Origin of the sequence: Salipiger sp. PrR007 (assembly GCF_010499845.1) — a bacterium.
Lineage (GTDB): Bacteria > Pseudomonadota > Alphaproteobacteria > Rhodobacterales > Rhodobacteraceae > Salipiger > Salipiger pacificus_A.
The window spans coordinates 33,466-53,498 of record NZ_JAAGOZ010000030.1 but is presented as its reverse complement, the minus strand read 5'-3'; the positions used below and the strand labels follow the sequence as shown (position 1 = coordinate 53,498).

The 20,033-nt window shown below is 65.6% G+C and carries 19 protein-coding genes; 11 read left to right on the top strand and 8 right to left on the bottom strand.

Annotated elements, in window-relative coordinates; genetic code table 11:
- Positions 1 to 152: 152 nt before the first annotated feature.
- The gene (locus G0Q01_RS14675) at positions 153 to 965 is read left to right on the top strand and encodes a sulfite exporter TauE/SafE family protein (RefSeq protein ID WP_164213590.1); all 813 of its coding nucleotides are present in this window, start codon (positions 153 to 155) and stop codon (positions 963 to 965) included.
- A gap of 112 nt (positions 966 to 1,077) precedes the next feature.
- On the opposite strand, the gene map is transcribed toward G0Q01_RS14675, so the two are convergent.
- Positions 1,078 to 1,905, bottom strand: a complete 828-nt coding sequence (gene map / locus G0Q01_RS14670) for a type I methionyl aminopeptidase (protein WP_164196168.1) — start codon at positions 1,903 to 1,905, stop codon at positions 1,078 to 1,080.
- Between the two features lie 239 nt (positions 1,906 to 2,144).
- On the opposite strand from map, the gene G0Q01_RS14665 reads away from it, so the two are divergent.
- The gene (locus G0Q01_RS14665; protein ID WP_164196167.1) at positions 2,145 to 3,041 is read left to right on the top strand and encodes a mechanosensitive ion channel family protein; all 897 of its coding nucleotides are present in this window, start codon (positions 2,145 to 2,147) and stop codon (positions 3,039 to 3,041) included.
- Between the two features lie 96 nt (positions 3,042 to 3,137).
- Here the strand turns inward: G0Q01_RS14665 and sfsA are convergent, their stop codons facing one another.
- Both sfsA and G0Q01_RS14655 read right to left on the bottom strand, forming a co-directional pair.
- Entirely contained in the window at positions 3,138 to 3,845 is a 708-nt protein-coding gene (gene sfsA / locus G0Q01_RS14660) for a DNA/RNA nuclease SfsA (protein WP_164196166.1), read from the bottom strand.
- 42 nt (positions 3,846 to 3,887) lie between these two features.
- Positions 3,888 to 4,655, bottom strand: coding sequence for a DeoR/GlpR family DNA-binding transcription regulator (locus G0Q01_RS14655; RefSeq protein WP_164196165.1), 768 nt, complete (start codon positions 4,653 to 4,655; stop codon positions 3,888 to 3,890).
- 233 nt (positions 4,656 to 4,888) lie between these two features.
- Here G0Q01_RS14655 and glpD point away from each other — a divergent pair, with 233 nt between their 5' ends.
- From glpD to glpK, 8 genes are all read left to right on the top strand, one after another.
- A complete protein-coding gene (glpD, locus tag G0Q01_RS14650) occupies positions 4,889 to 6,484 on the top strand; it encodes a glycerol-3-phosphate dehydrogenase (RefSeq protein ID WP_164196164.1) in 1,596 nt (531 codons plus the stop codon).
- 36 nt (positions 6,485 to 6,520) lie between these two features.
- On the top strand, positions 6,521 to 7,609 hold the full coding sequence (locus tag G0Q01_RS14645; protein ID WP_164196163.1) for an ABC transporter ATP-binding protein: 1,089 nt from the start codon (positions 6,521 to 6,523) through the stop codon (positions 7,607 to 7,609).
- 12 nt (positions 7,610 to 7,621) lie between these two features.
- The gene (locus G0Q01_RS14640) at positions 7,622 to 8,704 is read left to right on the top strand and encodes an ABC transporter ATP-binding protein (protein ID WP_164196162.1); all 1,083 of its coding nucleotides are present in this window, start codon (positions 7,622 to 7,624) and stop codon (positions 8,702 to 8,704) included.
- Positions 8,704 to 9,573 (top strand): carbohydrate ABC transporter permease, encoded by an 870-nt coding sequence (locus G0Q01_RS14635; RefSeq protein WP_164213589.1) that lies wholly within the window; start codon positions 8,704 to 8,706, stop codon positions 9,571 to 9,573. Before G0Q01_RS14640 ends, G0Q01_RS14635 begins: the two co-directional genes overlap by 1 nt.
- 1 nt (position 9,574) lies before the next feature.
- Positions 9,575 to 10,426: a carbohydrate ABC transporter permease gene (locus G0Q01_RS14630; protein ID WP_164196160.1), complete on the top strand. Its 852-nt coding sequence runs from the start codon at positions 9,575 to 9,577 to the stop codon at positions 10,424 to 10,426.
- Positions 10,427 to 10,438: 12 nt separating this feature from the next.
- Positions 10,439 to 10,711, top strand: a complete 273-nt coding sequence (locus G0Q01_RS14625; protein ID WP_108969264.1) for a DUF2160 domain-containing protein — start codon at positions 10,439 to 10,441, stop codon at positions 10,709 to 10,711.
- A gap of 79 nt (positions 10,712 to 10,790) precedes the next feature.
- Entirely contained in the window at positions 10,791 to 12,494 is a 1,704-nt protein-coding gene (locus G0Q01_RS14620; RefSeq protein ID WP_164196159.1) for an ABC transporter substrate-binding protein, read from the top strand.
- A gap of 191 nt (positions 12,495 to 12,685) precedes the next feature.
- Positions 12,686 to 14,197, top strand: a complete 1,512-nt coding sequence (glpK, locus tag G0Q01_RS14615; protein ID WP_164196158.1) for a glycerol kinase GlpK — start codon at positions 12,686 to 12,688, stop codon at positions 14,195 to 14,197.
- Positions 14,198 to 14,213: 16 nt separating this feature from the next.
- On the opposite strand, the gene G0Q01_RS14610 is transcribed toward glpK, so the two are convergent.
- The 5 genes from G0Q01_RS14610 to G0Q01_RS14590 are packed head-to-tail and all read right to left on the bottom strand — an operon-like array spanning position 14,214 to position 19,024.
- Complete coding sequence (locus G0Q01_RS14610; protein WP_108969269.1) at positions 14,214 to 14,969, bottom strand: SDR family NAD(P)-dependent oxidoreductase; 756 nt, start codon at positions 14,967 to 14,969, stop codon at positions 14,214 to 14,216.
- Positions 14,970 to 14,991: 22 nt separating this feature from the next.
- A complete protein-coding gene (locus G0Q01_RS14605; RefSeq protein WP_164213588.1) occupies positions 14,992 to 15,798 on the bottom strand; it encodes an ABC transporter permease in 807 nt (268 codons plus the stop codon).
- Between the two features lie 16 nt (positions 15,799 to 15,814).
- The gene (locus G0Q01_RS14600; RefSeq protein WP_164196156.1) at positions 15,815 to 16,672 is read right to left on the bottom strand and encodes an ABC transporter permease; all 858 of its coding nucleotides are present in this window, start codon (positions 16,670 to 16,672) and stop codon (positions 15,815 to 15,817) included.
- Between the two features lie 22 nt (positions 16,673 to 16,694).
- On the bottom strand, positions 16,695 to 17,849 hold the full coding sequence (locus G0Q01_RS14595; protein WP_164213587.1) for a PotD/PotF family extracellular solute-binding protein: 1,155 nt from the start codon (positions 17,847 to 17,849) through the stop codon (positions 16,695 to 16,697).
- A gap of 41 nt (positions 17,850 to 17,890) precedes the next feature.
- Positions 17,891 to 19,024: an ABC transporter ATP-binding protein gene (locus G0Q01_RS14590; RefSeq protein ID WP_164196155.1), complete on the bottom strand. Its 1,134-nt coding sequence runs from the start codon at positions 19,022 to 19,024 to the stop codon at positions 17,891 to 17,893.
- A gap of 149 nt (positions 19,025 to 19,173) precedes the next feature.
- Here G0Q01_RS14590 and G0Q01_RS14585 point away from each other — a divergent pair, with 149 nt between their 5' ends.
- Positions 19,174 to 19,974 (top strand): helix-turn-helix transcriptional regulator, encoded by an 801-nt coding sequence (locus G0Q01_RS14585; RefSeq protein WP_108969276.1) that lies wholly within the window; start codon positions 19,174 to 19,176, stop codon positions 19,972 to 19,974.
- The last annotated feature ends 59 nt before the right edge of the window (positions 19,975 to 20,033 follow it).

Sequence of the window (20,033 nt, the reverse complement as noted above, 5' to 3'; positions counted from 1 at the left end):
GCGCGGCATTCGGAGCGCAGTCGCCGCGTGATCCCCGAGGCGCGCACCGCTTCCCCTTGACCTTCGCCCCGGCGCCGCGTTTCTCCGGCAGGCGGCCTCCGCGCCGCCGGGTCCACGCCCCGCCGCATCCGCCGCACAGCAGAAAGAGCCCCATGGATTACGTCACGCTATTCGCCGTCATCGCCGCCGCCGGCGCGGTGGCCGGAATCATCTCGGGTCTTCTGGGCGTGGGCGGGGGGATCATCCTCGTGCCGGCCTTCTATTACGTCTTCATCGGCCTCGGTTATCACCCCGAGCAGCTGATGCAGATCTGCGTCGCCACCTCGACCGGCACGATCATCGTGACCTCGCTGCGCTCGGTCACCTCGCATCACAAGCGGGGCGCGGTGAGCCTCGAGTTGATCAAGGGCTGGGGGCCGTTCATCGCCATGGGCTCGGTGCTGGGCGTTCTGGCAGCGACCGTGCTGCACAGCGACCAGCTGCTGCTGGTCTTCGGCGTGATCGGCGTCTGCCTCGGGCTTTACATGTTGCTCGGCAAGAAGACCTGGCGGATCTCCGAGACCCTGCCGGGGCGCGGGCTGAGCGCGCTCTACGGCGGCATCATCGGCTTCTTCTCGGCGCTGATGGGCATTGGCGGAGGCAGCTTCACAGTGCCGCTACTAACCGCCTACAACGTGCCGCCGCACCGTGCCGTTGGCACCTCACCCGGCTTCGGGCTGCTTATCTCGATCCCCGGGTTCATCGCTTTCCTGCTGACCGGCTGGGGGATCACCGGCAAGCCGCCGGGGACCGTGGGCTACGTCAATTTGCCCGCCGTTCTGCTGATCATGGTGACCTCGCTGCTCACCGTGCCGATCGGTGTGAAGCTGGCGCACAGCCTGAGCCCGGCCCGGCTCCGGCTGGTCTTTGCGATCACCGTGTTGGTGCTGGCCGGGAACATGCTCCGCAAGGCGCTGATGGGCTGAGCCTGTCGGGCCGACGCCTCATCCCTCGGCGAGGCGCTGGACCAGCCAGGCATCCAGACAGCGCTGAGGCTGGCGGACTGCCCCTCGCCCGAGGTCGCGCCCGGCCAGCCCTTTAGCCCCAGGTCGGGTGGAACTTACCGCCCGGAGAGAGGGTGAAGATCTCGGCCCCGTCGGCGGTCACGCCAACCGAATGCTCGAACTGCGCCGAGAGCGACTTGTCGCGGGTCACGGCGGTCCAGTCGTCGGCGAGCACCTTTGTCTCGGGACGGCCGAGGTTCACCATCGGCTCGATGGTGAAGAACATGCCTTCCTCGAGCATCGGCCCGGTTCCGGCTCGGCCATAGTGCAGCACGTTGGGCGCGGCGTGGAATACCTGGCCGAGACCGTGACCGCAGAAATCGCGCACCACCGACATGCGCTGCGATTCGACATAGCTCTGGATGGCATGGCCGATGTCGCCGAAGGTGTTGCCCGGCTTCACCGCCTCGATGCCCATCATGAGCGAGTCATGGGTCACCTGGATCAGCCGCTCGGCCTTGCGCGAGAGCTTGCCGGCCACGTACATGCGGCTGGTGTCGCCGTACCAGCCGTCGACGATCACCGTGACATCGACGTTAAGGATGTCGCCATCCTTCAGCTTCTTGTCGCCGGGGATGCCGTGGCAGACCACGTGGTTGATCGAGATGCAGCTGGCGTGCTGATAGCCCTTGTAGCCGATCGTGGCCGAGACCGCGCCCGCCTCTTCGACCGCACCGCGGATGAAGTCGTCGATCTCGGCCGTGGTGCGACCGGGCTCGACCAGCGGCGCGAGGTCGTCGAGGATCTTCGCAGCCAGCGCGCCGGCCTTCTGCATGCCGGCAAAATCGGCGGTTTCGTGAATGCGGATGCCGTCGCGGGTGAGACGGCCGCTCGTGTCATTTCGCAAGACGGGGCGCTCCATGGGTCTCTTCCCTTCAATACTTAATGCGTATTGCGCTCCATTGCCAGAGGATGGCAGGGGAACGCAATGGCATGTCCCGGAGTTAAATCCCGCGATGCGGGCCGCGGCGCCGATCCTGCCAGCCAGGGCATCGCCCGAAGACCGCCTGAAGGGGATCAGGCAGACCCGACCCAAAGACGTGCCGGACGCAGCGGCGCGCAAGAAAGCCGCAAGGCGCAGAAAAGGACCGACGAGGGACAATGGACAGTATCAACGAAGTCATGAACACCGAGATCTACAACGGCACGTCGCTTTCCGACGTGTTTACGCTGGACTTCATGGCCAGCGTTCTCGGCAACGTGGTGGCAGCCATCGTGCTGCTGCTGGTGGGGCTTTTCATCGGCCGCTGGGTCAAGGGCCGGATCACCGCGATGTCGGCGCGCAGCGCCCGGCTCGATGACACGCTCTTCAACTTCCTCGGAAATATCGCGCGCTACGTGGTGTTGATCTTCACCATCCTTGTTGTGCTCAACACGTTCGGCGTGCAGACCACCTCGATCATCGCGGCGCTCGGCGCTGCCGGCCTTGCCGTCGGGCTCGCGCTGCAGGGCACCCTGTCGAACGTCGCAGCGGGGGTGATGATCATCATCTTCCGCCCGATCAAGCTGGGCGATTTCGTTTCGGTCGCCGGGGTCTCGGGAACGGTCAAGGACATCACCCTCAACACCACCGAGCTTGCCAGCCTCGGCAACACGCAGATCATCGTGCCGAATTCCGAAGTCTGGGGCAACGTCATCGAGAACTATTCGATCTACAAGACTCGCCGCGCGGAATGGACCTTCGGCGTCGGTTACGGTGCAAACCTCGCCACTGCCGAGCGGGTGATCCGCGAGACCATCATGGCCGATCCGCGCTCGCTGAACGATCCCGAACCCTTCATCCAGGTCAACGCGCTCAACGACAGCTCGGTCGATTTCCTTGTGCGCGTCTGGGTCGGGAGCGGCGACTATTTCGCCTATCAGGCCGACATGAAGCGCAAGGTCAAGGAAGCGCTGGACGCCAATGGCGTAGACATCCCCTTCCCCACCCGCACGCTGCACCTCTCGCGCGACGGAGATGCCGAGGTGGCCGCGGAACCGCGTTCGCGACTGGCCTGAGGCCCTTGAGGGCATCCACGGATGGGGGCTTCGCCCCCGTCCGCTTTGGAAGACTCCCGCGGGACGTTTGAACCTAGCGGGGCCGCGCCGGACGCTTCAGGGCGCGCGGAACGGCAGTGGCGCGCCGAGGGTGATTTCCTCGGGCGTGATCCGGCAGCCGAGCGCGAGCACCTCGACCCCCGCCGCGCGCGCGCTGGCGAAAGCCGCGGCATAGGCGGGATCGATGTCGGAGGCGAGCGTGACCACCTCGGCATCGGTGCGCTGCACCAGATAGAGCATCACGGCGCGGTGGCCCTGCCGGACCATCGCGGCGAGCTCCGCGAGATGCTTGGCCCCGCGCGCCGTGACGCTGTCAGGGAATTCGGCCAGACCCGGGCTGCGCGAAAGGGTCACCGATTTCACCTCCACGTAGCAGTCCCGGCGGGCCGCCCCGGTGAGCAGGAAGTCGATGCGGCTCTTCTCGCCATATTTCACCTCGGGGCGGACGGTCTCGTAGCCCTCCAGTCCCCCCACCTGCCCGGCCTCGAGCGCGGCGCGCAGCACGCGGTTGGGCACGCCGGTGTCGACGCCGATGAAGGCGCCGCCCTCGTGCTCGATCAGCCGCCACGCGTATTTCAGCTTCCGCTTCGGATCCTCGTTTGGCTCGAGCCAGATCCGGCTCTCGGGCTCGGCCATGCCAAGCATACTGCCCGGATTGGCAACATGGGCAGTGATCTCTGAGCCATCCTCGAGCCGGCAATCGGCGAGGAAACGCTTGTAGCGGCGCAGCAGGCGGGCGGGGATGAGCGGGGTCTCGAAACGCATGGGCGTGCTATAGCGGGACCGGTGACGGGCGCAAGCCGACGGTCAAGTCCGCGCGGCCACCACCACCTCGCAGCCCCAATCGGCGCAGGCCGCGGCGAGGCCGGGCTCGAGCGGGGCGTCGGTGAGGAACTTGTCTATCTCCGCCAGCGAGGCAATGCGCGCCGGGGCGCTGCGCTTGAACTTCGACTGGTCGGCCACAAGGTAGGTGCGGCGCGACTGTCGCAGGATGGCGCGGCTGACGCCGACTTCCTGCAGGTCGAAGTCGAGGATGTCGCCCTCGGCGTCCAGCGCCGAGCAGCCGATCACCGCGAGGTCGAACTTGAACTGGCGGATGCTCTCGGTCGCCAGCGCGCCGATGAGCCCACCGTCGGTGCGGCGCAGGCTGCCGCCGCTGACCAGCACCTCGCAATCGGGATTGGCGACGAGGATATTGGCGACGTTCATATTGTTGGTCACCACCATCAGCCCCTTGTGATGCAAGAGTTCGCGCGCCACCGCCTCGGTGCTGGTGCCGATGTTGAGGAACAGCGAGATGCCGTGCGGGATGCGCGCGGCGCAGGCACGGGCGATGCCGGTCTTTGCCTCCATGTTGAGATGGCGCCGTTCCTCATAGCCGATGTTCATCGTACCCGAGGGCAGCACCGCCCCGCCGTGCACCCGGTCGAGCCGCCCGGCGTCCGCCAGATCGCTCAGGTCGCGGCGGATGGTCTGCAGCGTGACGCCAAAGTGCTGCGCCAGCCCCTCGACGGTGACCTTGCCGTCGCGGCGGGCGATCTCGAGAATCTCCGGGTGGCGCAGGGACTGGGACATGGGTGTTCGGTTTCTTTCGCTTTATCCTGACTCGGGCAGAAAAACCGCAAATCTGCGCCGGTTCCAGAGGATTCGTTTCTGCATCTGCATGGTCTGAACCAAAGATTTCGGCAGAAGTACACGATAATAATAGAAAATCTCCGCGCGCTCTCGAACGAAAAAAAACGAAAACAAATTCCTTGCGTGAATGCGCGCTCCAGGTTTAGCCTGCCCACAACGTGAAAGAGGCTCCCGTGCGCAAGACCACCCCCGATACCCCTGCAGATCTTTTCGTCATCGGCGGCGGCATCAACGGATGCGGCATCGCCCGGGACGCGGCCGGGCGCGGCGCTTCCGTGCTGCTGGCCGAGATGGGCGATCTCGCCTCGGCGACCTCCTCGGCCTCGACCAAACTGTTCCACGGCGGGCTGCGCTATCTCGAGTATCTCGAGGTGCGGCTGGTGCGCGAGGCACTGGTCGAGCGCGAGGTTCTGCTGCGCGCCATGCCGCACATAAGCTGGCCGATGCGTTTCGTGCTGCCCTACCACAGGGACATGCGCTTCGAGAGCGAGACGCCGATCTCCAAGATGCTCGGGCTGGCGATGCCCTGGATGAAGGGGCGCCGTCCGGCGTGGCTCATCCGCATGGGGCTGTTCATGTACGACCACCTCGGGGGAAGGAAGATCCTACCCGGCACGGCGACACTCTCGCTGAAGGGCACCAAGGAGGGCGCGCCGCTGCAGCCGCGGTTCGAGCGCGCCTATGAATATTCCGATTGCTGGGTCGAGGATTCGCGGCTGGTGGTGCTCAACGCGCGCGACGCCGAAGCGCGCGGCGCGACGATCATGACCCGAACCAAGGTCACCCACGCACAGCGCGACGGCGCGCTCTGGCGGATCGAGACCAAGGACGCCGAAACCGGCGCGAAAGCGACGCATTACGCGAAGATGCTCATCAACGCGGGCGGTCCCTGGGTCGGCGACGTGATCCATGACAAGATTGACCTGCCATCGCGCGAGGGCGTCCGGCTGGTCCGAGGCAGCCATATCGTGACCCGACGGCTCTACGACCACGACAAGTGCTACTTTTTCCAGGGCACCGACGGGCGGATCATCTTCGCGATTCCCTACGAGCGCGATTTCACCCTGATCGGCACCACGGATGCCGAGCATAAAGATCCGGATCGCCGCCCGGTCTGCACCCCCGAGGAACAGGCGTATCTGATCAATTTCGCCAACCAGTATTTCGCGCAGTCGATCTCGGATAAGGACGTGGTCTGGACCTATTCCGGCGTGCGCCCGCTCTATGACGACGGCGCCTCCAGCGCCACGGCGGCGACGCGGGATTACACGCTGAAAGTGGACGCGGAGGGCGGCGCACCGGTGCTGAATGTCTTCGGCGGCAAGATCACCACCTATCGGCGGCTGGCGGAAAGCGCGCTCGAGAAGATCGGCGAACATGTTACCTTGAAGTCTGGCCCCTGGACTGCGGGCGTTGCGATGCCCGGCGGGGATTTCCCGGTCGACGGCTTCGACGCTCTTGTGCAAGCTCTGACCGAGAAATATCCTTTTCTCGGAGAGGTTTGGGCGCGCCGGCTCGCGCGCGCCTACGGCACCGAGGCAGAAACCCTCTTGGGGGAGGCAAGAAGCGCCGCGGATCTTGGGAGGGCATTCGGCGCGACGCTCACCGAGGCGGAAGTGATCTGGCTGATGCGGCAGGAGTTTGCCCGCACGGCCGAGGACGTGGTGTGGCGACGCACCAAGCTCGGGCTGCGCCTGAGCGAGGAGGAGATATCGGCGCTGGACGGCTGGATGACATCCCGCCGCGAAAGGGCCGACGCCGCCGAATAGCACGGCGGAGACATACGGCGCGGGGAGGAGGACCTTATGTCGCTGGAACTGAAGGGCGTTTCAAAGATCGTCGAGGGGCAGACCCATATCGCCCCCACCGATCTGACGCTCGCGAATGGCACGATGAACGTGCTGCTGGGCCCGACCCTGTCGGGCAAGACGTCGCTGATGCGGCTGATGGCGGGACTTGATGCGCCCTCTACCGGCAAGATTTTCTGGGAAGGCAAGGACGTCACCGGCATGCGGGTACAGGACCGCAAGGTGGCGATGGTCTACCAGCAGTTCATCAACTACCCCTCGATGACCGTCTACCAGAACATCGCCTCTCCGATGAAGCTGATGGGTGTCGACAAGGCCGAGATCGACCGCCGGGTGCGCGAGAGCGCCGAGCTGATGAAGCTGACCCCCTTCCTCGAGCGCAAGCCTTTGGAACTGTCGGGCGGCCAGCAGCAGCGCTGCGCGCTGGCGCGGGCGCTGGTGAAGAACGCCGGACTGGTGCTTCTGGACGAGCCGCTGGCCAACCTCGACTACAAGCTGCGCGAAGAGCTTAGGGTGGAAATCCCAAAGATATTCGAGGCTTCCGGCTCGATCTTCGTCTACGCCACAACCGAACCCGAGGAAGCGCTCCTGCTCGGCGGGCACACCGCGACTCTTTGGGAGGGGCGCGTGACGCAGTTCGGCCCGACGCCGCAGGTCTACCGCCAGCCGCTGGACGCGACCACCGCGCGCGTCTTCAGCGACCCGCCGATGAACTTCCTGCAGATCTCCAAGACCGGCGATCGGCTCATGTTCGGCGAGGGCCAGAGCGCGCCAGCCACCGGCAAGCTCAAGGATTTGCCCGACGGGCGCTACATGGCGGGCTTCCGGCCCAACCACCTGGAGATCCGGCAACACGATCCCGACGCGCTGCACTTCCGCACCGAGCTGCAGGTCAGCGAGCTCACGGGCTCCGAGACCTTTGTCCACCTCGACCACCACGGCGAGCGCTGGGTGGGGCTGGTGGGCGGCGTGCACGACCTGCCGCTCGGCAAGCCGCTGGATGTCTGGCTGTCGCCCCGGCACGTCTACGTCTTCGGCGAGAACGGCGATCTGGTCGCCCCCGCCGCCTATGCGCAAGCTGCCTGAGGAGGAGGCGATATGGCCAAGATAACGCTAGACAATCTCGCTCACTCCTACATGGCGACCCCGCGCGGAGAAGAGGATTTCGCGCTCAAGCAGATGACCCATGATTGGGACGATGGCGGCGCCTATGCGCTGCTCGGCTCCTCGGGCTGCGGCAAATCCACGTTGCTCAACATCATCTCCGGGCTGCTGATTCCCTCGCAGGGCCGCGTGCTCTTTGATGGGCAGGACGTGACCCATGCCCCGACCGCCGAGCGCAACATCGCGCAGGTGTTCCAGTTCCCGGTGGTCTACGACACGATGACCGTGCGCGACAATCTGGCCTTCCCGCTGCGCAACCGCGGCCGCGACGAGGCCTATGTCGCCGAGCGGGTGCAGGAGATCGCGCGAATGATCGGCATGGAGGACCAGCTGCGCCGCAAGTGCAGCGGGCTGACCGCCGATGCCAAGCAGAAGATCAGCCTCGGGCGCGGCATGGTACGCAAGGATGTGAACGCGCTGCTCTTCGACGAGCCGCTGACGGTGATCGACCCGCACATGAAGTGGGAACTGCGCACCCAGCTCAAGAAGCTGCATCATGATTTCGGCCACACGATGATCTACGTCACCCACGACCAGACCGAGGCGCTGACCTTCGCTGACAAGGTGGTGGTGATGTACGACGGCCGCGTGGTGCAAATCGGCACGCCCGAGGAGCTCTTCGAGCGGCCCGAGCACACTTTCGTCGGCTATTTCATCGGCTCGCCGGGGATGAACGTGATCCCCGCCAAGGTCGAGGGCAGCCGCGGCTACATCAACGGTTCGAACTTCGACCTCGGCGCCGGCTATCGGGCGATGGACGGCAAGGTCGAGATCGGCGTGCGCCCCGAGTTTGCCCGGCTGAGCGCCACCGAGGGGCTCCCGGTCAAGATCCGCCGCGTCGAGGACGCCGGGCGGCACAAGATCATCCGCGCCGAGTTCTTCGGCCATGACATCAACATCGTCGCCGGCGAGGACGAGAGCATCGGGCCCGACATGACCCGCGTGCGCTTCGATCCCGCCCACGTCAACGTCTACCGCGACGACTGGCGCGTCGCACCCTCGGGGGAGGCTGCCTGATGAACAAGACCGTCAATCACAAGGCATGGTTCCTGGTGCTGCCAGTGCTGGTGCTGGTGGCCTTCTCGGCGGTGATCCCGCTGATGACCGTGGTCAACTATTCGGTGCAGGACACCTTCGGGAACAACCAGTTCTTCTGGGCCGGGCTCGAATGGTTCGACGAGATGCTGCATTCGGACCGGATGTGGAATGCGCTCGGTCGGCAGCTCATGTTCTCTGGGATCATCCTCGCCATCGAGGTCCCCTTGGGCATCTTCGTCGCGCTCAACATGCCGAAGTCGGGCTTCTGGGCGTCGTTCTGCCTTGTGCTGATGTCGCTGCCGCTGCTCATCCCGTGGAACGTGGTGGGCACCATCTGGCAAGTCTTCGGACGGGTCGACATCGGCCTGCTGGGCCGAACGCTGGCGTCGATGGGCATCGACTACAACTACACCCAGAGCACGCTGGCCGCCTGGATCACCATCGTCGTCATGGACGTCTGGCACTGGACCTCGCTGGTGGCGCTGCTGGCCTATGCGGGCCTCAAGTCGATCCCCGACGCCTATTACCAGGCGGCCAAGATCGACCAGGCCAGCCGCTGGAAGGTGTTCCGCTACATCGAGCTGCCGAAGATGGCCGGCGTGCTGATGATCGCCATCCTGCTGCGCTTTATGGACAGTTTCATGATCTACACCGAGCCCTTCGTGGTCACCGGCGGGGGTCCGGGCAATGCCACCACGCTGCTGTCGATCGACCTCGTGAAGATGGCGCTTGGGCAGTTCGACCTTGGCCTGGCGGCGGCCTTCTCGATCATGTACTTCCTGGTGATCCTGCTGATTTCCTGGGTGTTCTATACCGTGATGACCAACCTCGACAAAAAGGGGATGTGAGATGACCGACACCACCCTCGCCCCCGCCGCCAGCCGGTCGCGCAGCCTGCCGCGGATCAACGGGCGCGCCATCGTCATGACGCTCTACCTGCTCTTCCTGCTCTTGCCGATCTACTGGCTGCTCAACATGAGCCTGAAGACCAACACCGAGATCCTCGGCAGCTTCACGCTCTGGCCGCGCAACCTGACCTTCGCCAACTACGCGACGATCCTCACCGATCCCAGCTGGTACTCGGGCTACATCAACTCGCTGATCTACGTGGTGATGAACACGGTGATCTCGCTCTCCGTGGCGCTGCCGGCGGCCTACGCCTTCTCGCGCTATCACTTCATGGGCGACAAGCACCTTTTCTTCTGGCTGCTGACCAACCGCATGGCGCCGCCGGCGGTGTTCGCCCTGCCGTTCTTTCAGCTCTACAGCTCGATCGGGCTCTTCGACACGCATATCGCCGTGGCGCTGGCGCATTGCCTGTTCAACGTGCCGCTGGCGGTCTGGATCCTCGAGGGCTTCATGCGCGGCGTGCCCAAGGAAATCGATGAGACCGCCTATATCGACGGCTATAGCTTTGGCGGCTTCTTCGTGAAGATCTTCATGCCGCTGATCTCGTCCGGCATCGGCGTCGCCGCATTCTTCTGCTTCATGTTCTCCTGGGTCGAGCTGCTGCTGTCGCGCACGCTGACCACGGTGGATGCAAAACCCATCGCCGCCACGATGACCCGCACCGTCTCGGCCTCGGGGCTCGACTGGGGCGTGCTCGCGGCGGCGGGTGTGCTGACCATCATCCCGGGGGCTCTCGTGATCTGGTTCGTCCGCAACTACATCGCCAAGGGCTTTGCCCTGGGCCGGGTCTGAGAGGAGATCGACATGGACTGGATGGCATGGACCTGGCCCACAGCGGCCTTCTTTCTGACCATCGCGGCGCTGCTGGTGATCTTCACCGTGCTGGCGATCCGCTTCCCCGAGACCCCGCAGCGCGGGATCCTCGGGATCGAGACCACGCGCGGGGACCGGCTTTTCATCACGCTGCTGGGCTCGGCCTTCATCAATCTCGCCTGGCTCGGCCTTGTCGGCCAGGCGCAGCCGGCGGCGCTTGTCGTCTGCCTGATCTACGCGGCGGCAGTGTTCCGCTGGGTCTGAGACCCGGCAGAGCGCCGGCCCGGGCTGGAGGTGCCCGGACCGCCGAAAGAGAATAAATGGTTCAATAAGGGAGGAAACCATGAACCTTAAGAGATCAACCGCCATGGCGCTTGCGCTCGGCCTGCTGAGCGGGCCGGCCTTCGCCGACATGGAGGCGGCCACGGCCTTCCTCGACGCGGAGATCGGCGATCTGTCGACCCTCTCGCGCGCCGACCAGGAAGCCGAGATGCGGTGGTACATCGACGCGGCCCAGCCGTTCCAGGGCATGGAGATCAAGGTGGTCTCGGAAACGATCACCACCCACGAGTACGAAAGCCAAGTGCTCGCCCCGGCCTTCGAAAAGATCACCGGCATCAAGATCACCCATGACCTCATCGGCGAGGGGGACGTGGTCGAGAAGCTGCAGACCCAGATGCAGTCGGGCGAGAACATCTACGACGCCTATGTCAACGACAGCGATCTCATCGGCACCCACTGGCGCTATCAGCAGGTGCGCAACCTGACCGACTGGATGGCGAACGAGGGCGCGGACGTCACCAGCCCGACGCTGGATCTGGACGATTTCATCGGCACCCAGTTCACCACTGCCCCCGACGGCAAGCTCTACCAGCTGCCCGACCAGCAGTTCGCCAACCTCTACTGGTTCCGCTACGACTGGTTCACCGATCCCGACATCATGGCCGAGTTCAAGGAAAAGTACGGCTACGAGCTGGGCGTTCCGGTCAACTGGTCGGCCTATGAGGACATCGCCGAGTTCTTCACCGGTCGCAATATCGACGGGCAGGACATCTTCGGCTCGATGGACTACGGCAAGAAGGACCCCTCGCTCGGCTGGCGCTACACCGACGCGTGGATGTCGATGGCCGGCATGGGCGACAAGGGCGAGCCGAACGGCCTGCCGGTCGACGAATGGGGCATCCGGGTGAACGACAAGTCGCAGCCCGTGGGCGCCTGCATGGCGCGCGGCGGCGCGGCCAACAGCCCGGCAGCGGTCTATGCCGTGGACAAGGCGATCGAGTGGCTCAACAAGTACTCGCCGCCCTCGGCCATGGGCATGACCTTCTCCGAGGCCGGCCCGGTCCCGGCGCAGGGCAACATCGCCCAGCAGATGTTCATGTACACCACCTTCGTTGCCTCGCTGGTCGAGCCCGGCCTGCCGGTGATGAACGAGGACGGCACGCCGAAGTGGCGCCTCGCCCCCTCGCCGCATGGCGTCTACTGGGAAGACGGGATGAAGGTCGGCTACCAGGACGTGGGCTCCTGGACGCTGATGAAGTCCACCCCCGAGGACCGCGCCAAGGCCGCCTGGCTCTACGCGCAGTTCGTCACCTCGAAAACCGTGGACGTGAAGAAGAGCCACGTTGGCCTCACCTTCATCCGCGAGAGCACCATCCAGGACGAGAGCTTCACCGACCGCGCGCCGAACCTCGGCGGTCTCGTGGAATTCTACCGCTCGCCTGACCGCGTGCGCTGGTCGCCCACCGGCACCAACGTGCCGGACTACCCCAAGCTCGCGCAGCTCTGGTGGCAGAACATCGGTGACGCCATGTCGGGTGCCAAGTCCGCGCAGGACGCGCTCGACAGCCTCTGCTCGGACATGGAAAAGGTCATGGAGCGCCTCGAGCGCGCCGGCATCCAGGGCGATCTGGGCCCGGTGATGAACGAGGAGAAGGACCCGCAGGAGTGGCTCGACACCGCAGGCTCGCCGAAGCCGAAAATCGAGAACGAGCGCGAGGAGCCGAAGACCGTCGCCTACGACGAGCTCGTCGCCTCCTGGAACTGAGCTAACTGCGCGGGGGCGGGCCATGGCCTGCCCCCGCTTTCTCGTCTCCGCCATGGCCAAGGGGGGCCATCGCCGATACGAGTCGGGCAAGACACTGATCCCGGACGCAAAACTCCGGGACGACGATCGCGCAGGCCGAGCCCCGCGCGTCCAAACGGGACTGACGACACACAGGAAGGCCGAAGACAGACATGACCCTCATCCTCGCCATCGACCAGGGCACCACCTCCTCGCGCGCGATCCTCTTTGATGACAAGCTGCAGGTCGTCGCCTCGGCGCAGGAGGAGTTTCCGCAGCACTTCCCGCAAAGCGGCTGGGTCGAGCACGATCCGCTCGACCTCTGGTCCACCACCGCTGCCACCTGCCGCGCCGTCGTGGAAAAGGCGGGCGTCGGCGCCGATGACATCGCCGCCATCGGCATCACCAACCAGCGCGAGACCACCGTGGTCTGGGACAAGACAACCGGCAAGCCGATCCACAACGCCATCGTCTGGCAGGACCGCCGCACCTCCGAGATGTGCCGGGGCCTGCGCGACGAGGGCTTCGAGGAAACGGTGACCGAAAAGACCGGCCTGCTGCTCGACCCCTATTTCTCGGCAACCAAGCTGGCGTGGATCCTCGACAACACCCCCGGCGCGCGCGAAAAGGCCGAGGCCGGCGAGCTGCTCTTCGGCACGGTCGACAGCTGGCTCGTCTGGAAGCTGACCGGCGGCGCGGTGCATGCCACCGACGCCACCAACGCCGCCCGCACCATGCTCTACAACATCCGCGAAGGCCGTTGGTCGGAAGCCATCTGCAAGCGCCTGAATATCCCGACCAACATGCTCCCCGAGGTGCGCGACTGCGACGCCAACTTCGGCGACTGCCGGGCTGATCTCTTCGGCCGCCCGATCCCCATCCTCGGCATCGCGGGCGACCAGCAGGCGGCGACCATCGGTCAGGCCTGCTTCACACCCGGCATGGTGAAATCCACCTATGGCACTGGCTGCTTTGCGCTGCTCAACACCGGCGAGACCCCCGTTGTCTCGCAGAACCGGCTGCTGACCACCATCGCCTACCGCATCGACGGCAAGACCACCTATGCGCTCGAAGGCTCGATCTTTGTCGCCGGCGCGGTGATCCAATGGCTGCGCGACGGGCTCAAGGTGATCCGCGACGCGGCGGAAAGCCAGCCGCTGGCCGAGGCCGCCGACGAGGCGCAGGAACTCGTTCTGGTCCCCGCCTTCACCGGTCTCGGCGCGCCCTATTGGAACGCCGACTGCCGGGGGGCCATCTACGGACTCACCCGCAACTCCGGCCCCGCCGAATTCGCCCGCGCCGCGCTGGAAAGCGTCGGCTACCAGACCCGCGACCTCATCGAGGCGATGAAGGCCGACTGGGGTGCCGAACATGGCGACGCCGAGATGGCGGCGCTGCGCGTGGATGGCGGGCTCAGTGCCTCGGACTGGGGGATGCAGTACCTGTCGGACATCCTCGACGCGCCGGTCGAGCGGCCCACGGTGCTCGAAACCACCGCCATGGGCGCGGCGTGGCTCGCCGGTCAGAAGGCCGGGATCATGCCGGGGATGGAGGAGTTTGCCGACGCCTGGGCCCGCGATGCGCGCTTCGAGCCGAAGATGGACCCCGCCGTGCGCGAGCGCAAATACGCGGCCTGGAAACGCGCGGTCGAGGCGACCATCGGTTTCGGCTCCCCAAACGGCTGAGCCGCGCCGGGCGAGATCAGAGGATCTCGCCCCCGTCGATCACCAGCGCCAGCCCGGTGACAAAGGCCGAGCGGTCCGAGGCGAGGTAGAGGATCCCCTCGGCGATTTCCTCGGTGCTGGCCCAGCGGCCCATCGGGATGGTGTCGGCGACATAGCTCTCGAGCGCCGCGCGCCCGCCCATCTGCTTCTCGAAACCGAGGTTGAAGGGCGTGTCCACGAACCCCGGGCAGAGCGCGTTGAAGCGGATCCTCTCGCGCGCGTAATCCACCGCCATCTGCTTCACCATGGCCACGGCGGCGTGCTTGGTGGTGGCGTAAGAGACCATGCCCCGGTCATACTGGCAGCCCGAGTTCGACGCGGTGATGATCACCGACCCGCCCCCCTGCGCCCGCATGTGCGGGATCACCGCCCGCGAGGCGACAAAATGCGCCCGCACGTTCAGCGCCCAGGCGGCATCCATCTGCGCCGGGGTGACCTCTTCGACCTTGCCCTCGATCTGGATGCCCGCGTGGCTGTGCAGCACGTCGAGCCTTCCGTGATCCTTTGCGACCCGCTCGATCAGCCCCTCGACCGCCGCATCGTCGCGCACATCAAGGCCCTGCGCCATGCCGCGACCGCCCGCGGCGTCGATCTCGGCCAGCGTCTCGGCGGCGAGATCCTCGCGCAGATCGGTCACCACCACATAGGCCCCCTCGCGGGCCATGGCCACGGCCCCGGCGCGGCCGATCCCGGATCCGGCGGCGGTCACCAGCGCGACACGGTCTTTCAGCATGGGTCTCTCCTGAAGTCTTGAGTTAGCGGCGCGCGTGCGCCTGAGAGCGCCGCAGCAGAAGCTGCGCGCTGATCAGCATGAGCAGCGAAGCAGCCATCACCATGGTGCCGATCGCGTTGATCTCGGGGGTGACGCCGCGGCGGATCGACGAGAAGACGTAGATCGGCAGCGTCGTCTCGGCGCCCGCGACGAAGAAGGCGATGATGAAATCGTCGAAGCTGAAGGTGAAGGCGAGCAGGAAACCCGCGAGGATCGCCGGCAGGATCTGCGGAAAGGTCACCTGCCAGAAGGTGCCCATGGGCGTGGCGCCAAGATCGCTCGACGCCTCGATCAGCGCCCCGTCCAGCGTCTCCATCCGCCCGCGCACCAGCAGCACCACCAGCGACATGGTGAAGAGACCATACGCGCCGATCAGCGAGCCGGTGCCGAGCGAGAGCTTCCAGCCGGTCAGCGCCTCGAGCCAGGGGTTCACCAGATCGAAGACCGACACCAGCGCGATGAGGGTCGCGATGCCGATGACGATGCCGGGGATCATCACCGCAATCTGCACCAGCAGGTCAAAGACCTTGCGGGCGCGTCCGCGCATCCCGGTCAGCGCCAGCGCCGCCATGGTGCCCACCACCGTCGCCAGCACCGCCGACAGGAAGGCGACACGCACCGAGGTCCAGAGCGCCTCCATCACGAAGGGATTGTTCAGCGCGCGCCCGTACCATTGCAGCGAGAAGCCCTGCATCTGCGAGGCCGAGCGCCCCGCCGAGAAGGAGAACAGCGCGATGATGCCGATCGGCAGGTAGAGAAAGGCGTAGACCGCCCAGGCGTAAAGTCTCATGGGTGCCTCCGGAGGATTACATCAGGCCGACATCGTCGCGGCTGGCGCCGAAGCGCTTCACGAGGCGGGTGTAGATGCCGACGGTGATCAGCATGATGACCACCAACGCCACCGCCACCGCCGAGCCGAAGGCCCAGTTGCGCGATTGCAGAAAGAGATCGACCAGCGCATTGCCGACGAAGAAGACCTTGCCGCCGCCAAGGATCGCGGGGATCAGGAACTCGCCCATCAGCAGGATGAACACCAGCATCGAGCCGGTCAGCACGCCGGGCATCGACAGCGGCAGGGTGATCTGCAGGAAGGCGCGCCAAGGCGGCGTTCCAAGGTCGGCGGCGGCCTCCAAAAGCCGCTTGTCGAGCTTTTCGAGCGCCACGTAGATCGGGAAGACCATCAGCGGCAGGTAACCATAGACGATGCCCACCAGCACCGCGAAGGGCGTGTTGAGCAGCCGCACGTCATCGAGGCCGATGGTCTCGAGCAGCGCCGGGATACCCTTGCCGCCGAGCAGGAAGATCCACGCGTAGGAGCGGATGAGGATCGAGGTCCAGAACGGCACGATCACCAGCACCAGCAGCATGGTCTTCCACTTGGGGCTGACCTTCACCGCCAGAAAATAGGCCAGCGGATAGGCGATGAGCAGCGCCGCGATGGTGCCCACCGGCGCCAGCGTCAGCGTGTTGCGAAAGGCCGCGAAGCGCGCCGGAAGGTTGGCGTATTGCTCGAAGGTGAAGCCGGGCGCGTAGCCGCCGATGGCGCTGCGCTCGCCGAAGGAGAAGATCAGGACGACGGCCAGCGGCAGCAGCAGCATCGCCGCGTACCACAGCCCTGCCGGTGTCAGCAGCAGCGCCCGCGCCCGTGATTGGGTCATGGCCATCGTCCTGTCTCCGTCTTCTGTCTTACGCCGACTTGAAGCGCGCCATCAGCTCGGCGCGGTTCGGGTCGGTCAGGGTCACCGCCGCGCCGAACTCCAGCGGGCTGAGCGCTTCGGCAGCCGGGTAGATGATCGGATCGTTCAGCAGCTCTTCGGGGAGCAGCGCGTTGGTGCGGCTGTCGGCCACCGGGTAGCCGTGGGCGAGCGCCTCCTTGGCGTTCACCTCCGACGACAGCAGGAAGTTGATCAGCGCGTAGGCGGCCTCCTTGTGCGGCGCGTCCTTGGGGATGGCGTAATAGTCCGACCAGATCTCGCCGCCCTCCTTGCCGAGCGCGAAGCCGATCTCGGGCATGTCGGTGTTCATCTGCTTGCCGTCACCGGTCCAGCACATGGTCAGCCAGGCATCGCCGTTGCGCATCGCCGGCTGGTAGTCGGACGAGATCGCGTAGAGGTGCGGCTTGACGTCGATCAGCAGCTTCTCGGCCTGAGCCAGTTCCTCGGGGTCTACCGAGTTGAACGAGAAGCCGTGGTAGCACAGTGCATTGCCGATGGTGGTGAGCTGATAGTCATGCACCATCACGCGGCCGTCCCACTTGTCGCGCGCCCCGTCGAAGAAGGCCTTCCAGCTGTCCACAACGCCGCCGGTCTTGTCGGAGTTGAAGGCGATGCCGGTGGTGCCCCAGTTCTTCGGCACGCCGTAGACCACGCCGTCGATGGTGCCCGCGTCCGAGAAGCGCTTCTCAAAAGCCGCCGCGTCGAAGTTCGGGATCTTGCTCAGGTCGAGCGGCTCGATCAGGTCGGCCTCGACATAGGTCGGGATGGCGTAGTTGGTGGGCACGAAGACGTCCCAGCCCGAGCCGCCGGCTTGGATCTTCGCCAGCATTTCCTCGTTCGAGCCGAAGACGTTGACCTGCGTATAGGCGCCGGTCTCGTCGGTGAAGGCATCGAAGTTGGCCGGATCGTGGTAGTTCGGCCAGGTCGCCAGCACCACGCGGTCGCCGATGTCCTGGGCACGGGCGCGGGTTGGCAGCAGGCCCGGCATGGCGCCGCCCATCACCGCCGCAGCGGTGCCGAGGCCGGTCACCCCGAGGAAGTGGCGACGGGTCACGGAGCCTTTCTGGAAGCGCCGCAGCTCTTCCATGAACGCCTTGCGCGAGATCGGCGTGTTGTCGTCTTTCATTTCGATTTTCCCTTGGTGGACTTTGACTTATGTGGATGTCTTCAGTCGTCGGCGGCGAGAACGAGACCCGTTCCCTCCGGCCAGAGCACGTGGACAGAGGCGCCCACGTCATGTCCGCCCAGGGCTCTTTCGGCCTGTCGCGGGATATTCACCTGAAGCGGTCCGATTCCTTCGGCCGTCAGCAGGTATTCGGAGTGGCTTCCCAGGAAGGTTCGGTGGGTGATGCGCGCGGGGACAGCCGCTGTCCCCGCGGGGACAGCACTTTCGCGCAGCGCGAGAGCCAGCGCTTCGGGGCGCACGGCGATCTCGGCCGAGGTGCGCGCGTCGCCGGGCTCGTCGCGCAGCACCACCTTGACGCCGTTGCCCAGAACCGCCTGCGCCATGCCGCCCTGACGGCCGGTGATCTGCCCCGAGACGATGTTGGCCTTACCGACGAAATCGGCGACGTAGCGGCTGCGCGGGCGGTCGTAGAGCTCCTGCGGGGTGCCCACCTGCGCGATCCGGCCCTTGCCCATGATGCAGATGCGGTCGGACATCGCGAGCGCCTCCTCCTGATCGTGGGTGACCAGCACGAAGGTGATCCCGAGGCTGCGCTGCAATTCCAAGAGCTCGCGCTGCATCTCGCCGCGCAGCTTGGCGTCAAGCGCGGCCATGGGTTCGTCGAGCAGCAGGATCTGCGGCTCGTTGACGATGGCCCGCGCCAGTGCCACGCGCTGCTGCTGGCCGCCCGACATCTCCCAGATCCGGCGCGGGCCGAAATCGGTCAGCCGCACCGTGGCGAGCGCCTTGGCGACCTTGATCTCGATCTCGCGCTTCGGCAGGCGCGGGCGGCGCTGGCGCAGCCCGTAGCCGACGTTCTGCGCCACGGTCATATGCGGAAAGAGCGCGTAGTGCTGGAAGACCATGTTGACCGGGCGCTTGTGCGCAGGAACCGCCGAGACATCGCGCCCATCGATCAGCACCTCGCCCTCGGTCGGGCTTTCGAAGCCCGCCAGCATGCGCAGCGCCGTCGTCTTGCCGCAGCCCGAGGGACCAAGGAACGACAGGAACTCGCCGCGCCGGATGCGCAGATCGATGCGGTCGGCAGCCAGTACCTCGCCGAAGCGCTTGGTCGCGCCGACGAATTCCGCCACGGCCTCCGGCGCGCGGACGTGAGTGGTGGTGGCGTCGGTCATGTGCGGTTCCTGAATCATCGTGCTCCCCGGCCCGGCTTATCCCCTCTTGCCCGGCATGGCTGTTTCCCCTTGCGCCGAGCGGCATATGCCGTAATTTTCAAAAAAGGTACAAAAACGGTAAATGGTTGTATATACCACAAAGGGCATAGATGGCTGGGAAATTTGACGTAGAAGGCTGGGTCGCGGCGAGTACAGAGGTCGTCTCTGCCATTGGCACCCCGCGCTTTCCGAAGGCGCTGACCGCGGCGATGCGCGCTGTCGTGCCCTTCGAGTTCACCGTCACCTTCGCCTATTATAAGGACCGCCGACCTATTGATATCTATGACGATTTTCCCAGCGCCAAGCGGCGGGTCATGGTCGATGACTACCAGGAAGGCCCCTATCTTCTGGACCCGTTCTACCTCCACTCCGCCGCTCCCACGACGTCCCGGCTGGTGCGCCTGCGCGAGCTTGCGCCCGACCGCTTCTACCAAGCCGAATACTTCCGGAACTACTATGTGCAGACCGGGCTTGCCGAAGAAATAGGCTTTATCGTTGACGTTGGTGACGATGTAAGCGTCGTGATATCGGCGATGCGCGAGCTGAAGGCGTTTTCGGCGCGGGAATTCCGCGACTTCCAGACGATCTTTCCCTTCGTCGAAGCCTGCGCGAAGCGCCATTGGGCGGGGCTGATCGAGGACTTCGCTGGGCAGCCGAGCAGCGAGGGGCCGCGCCTGCCCAAGCTGATCGACGATGCCTTCCAGAGTTTCGGGCGCAACCTGCTGACCCCGCGCGAGGCGGAGATCGTCGAATACACGCTCAAGGGCCATTCCGCCGAGGCCACCGGCCACGCGCTGGGGATCGCCCCCGGCACGGTGCGCATCCACCGGCGCAATATCTACGGCAAGCTGGGGGTAAGCTCGCAGGGCGAGCTTTTCTCGCAGTTCATGGCCTCGCTCGAGGACCTCTGAAGGGGGACGCGAGGTCGCGCGCTGCGGGATGGCGTGTAGTCCGGCGGTCCGGGGGAAGG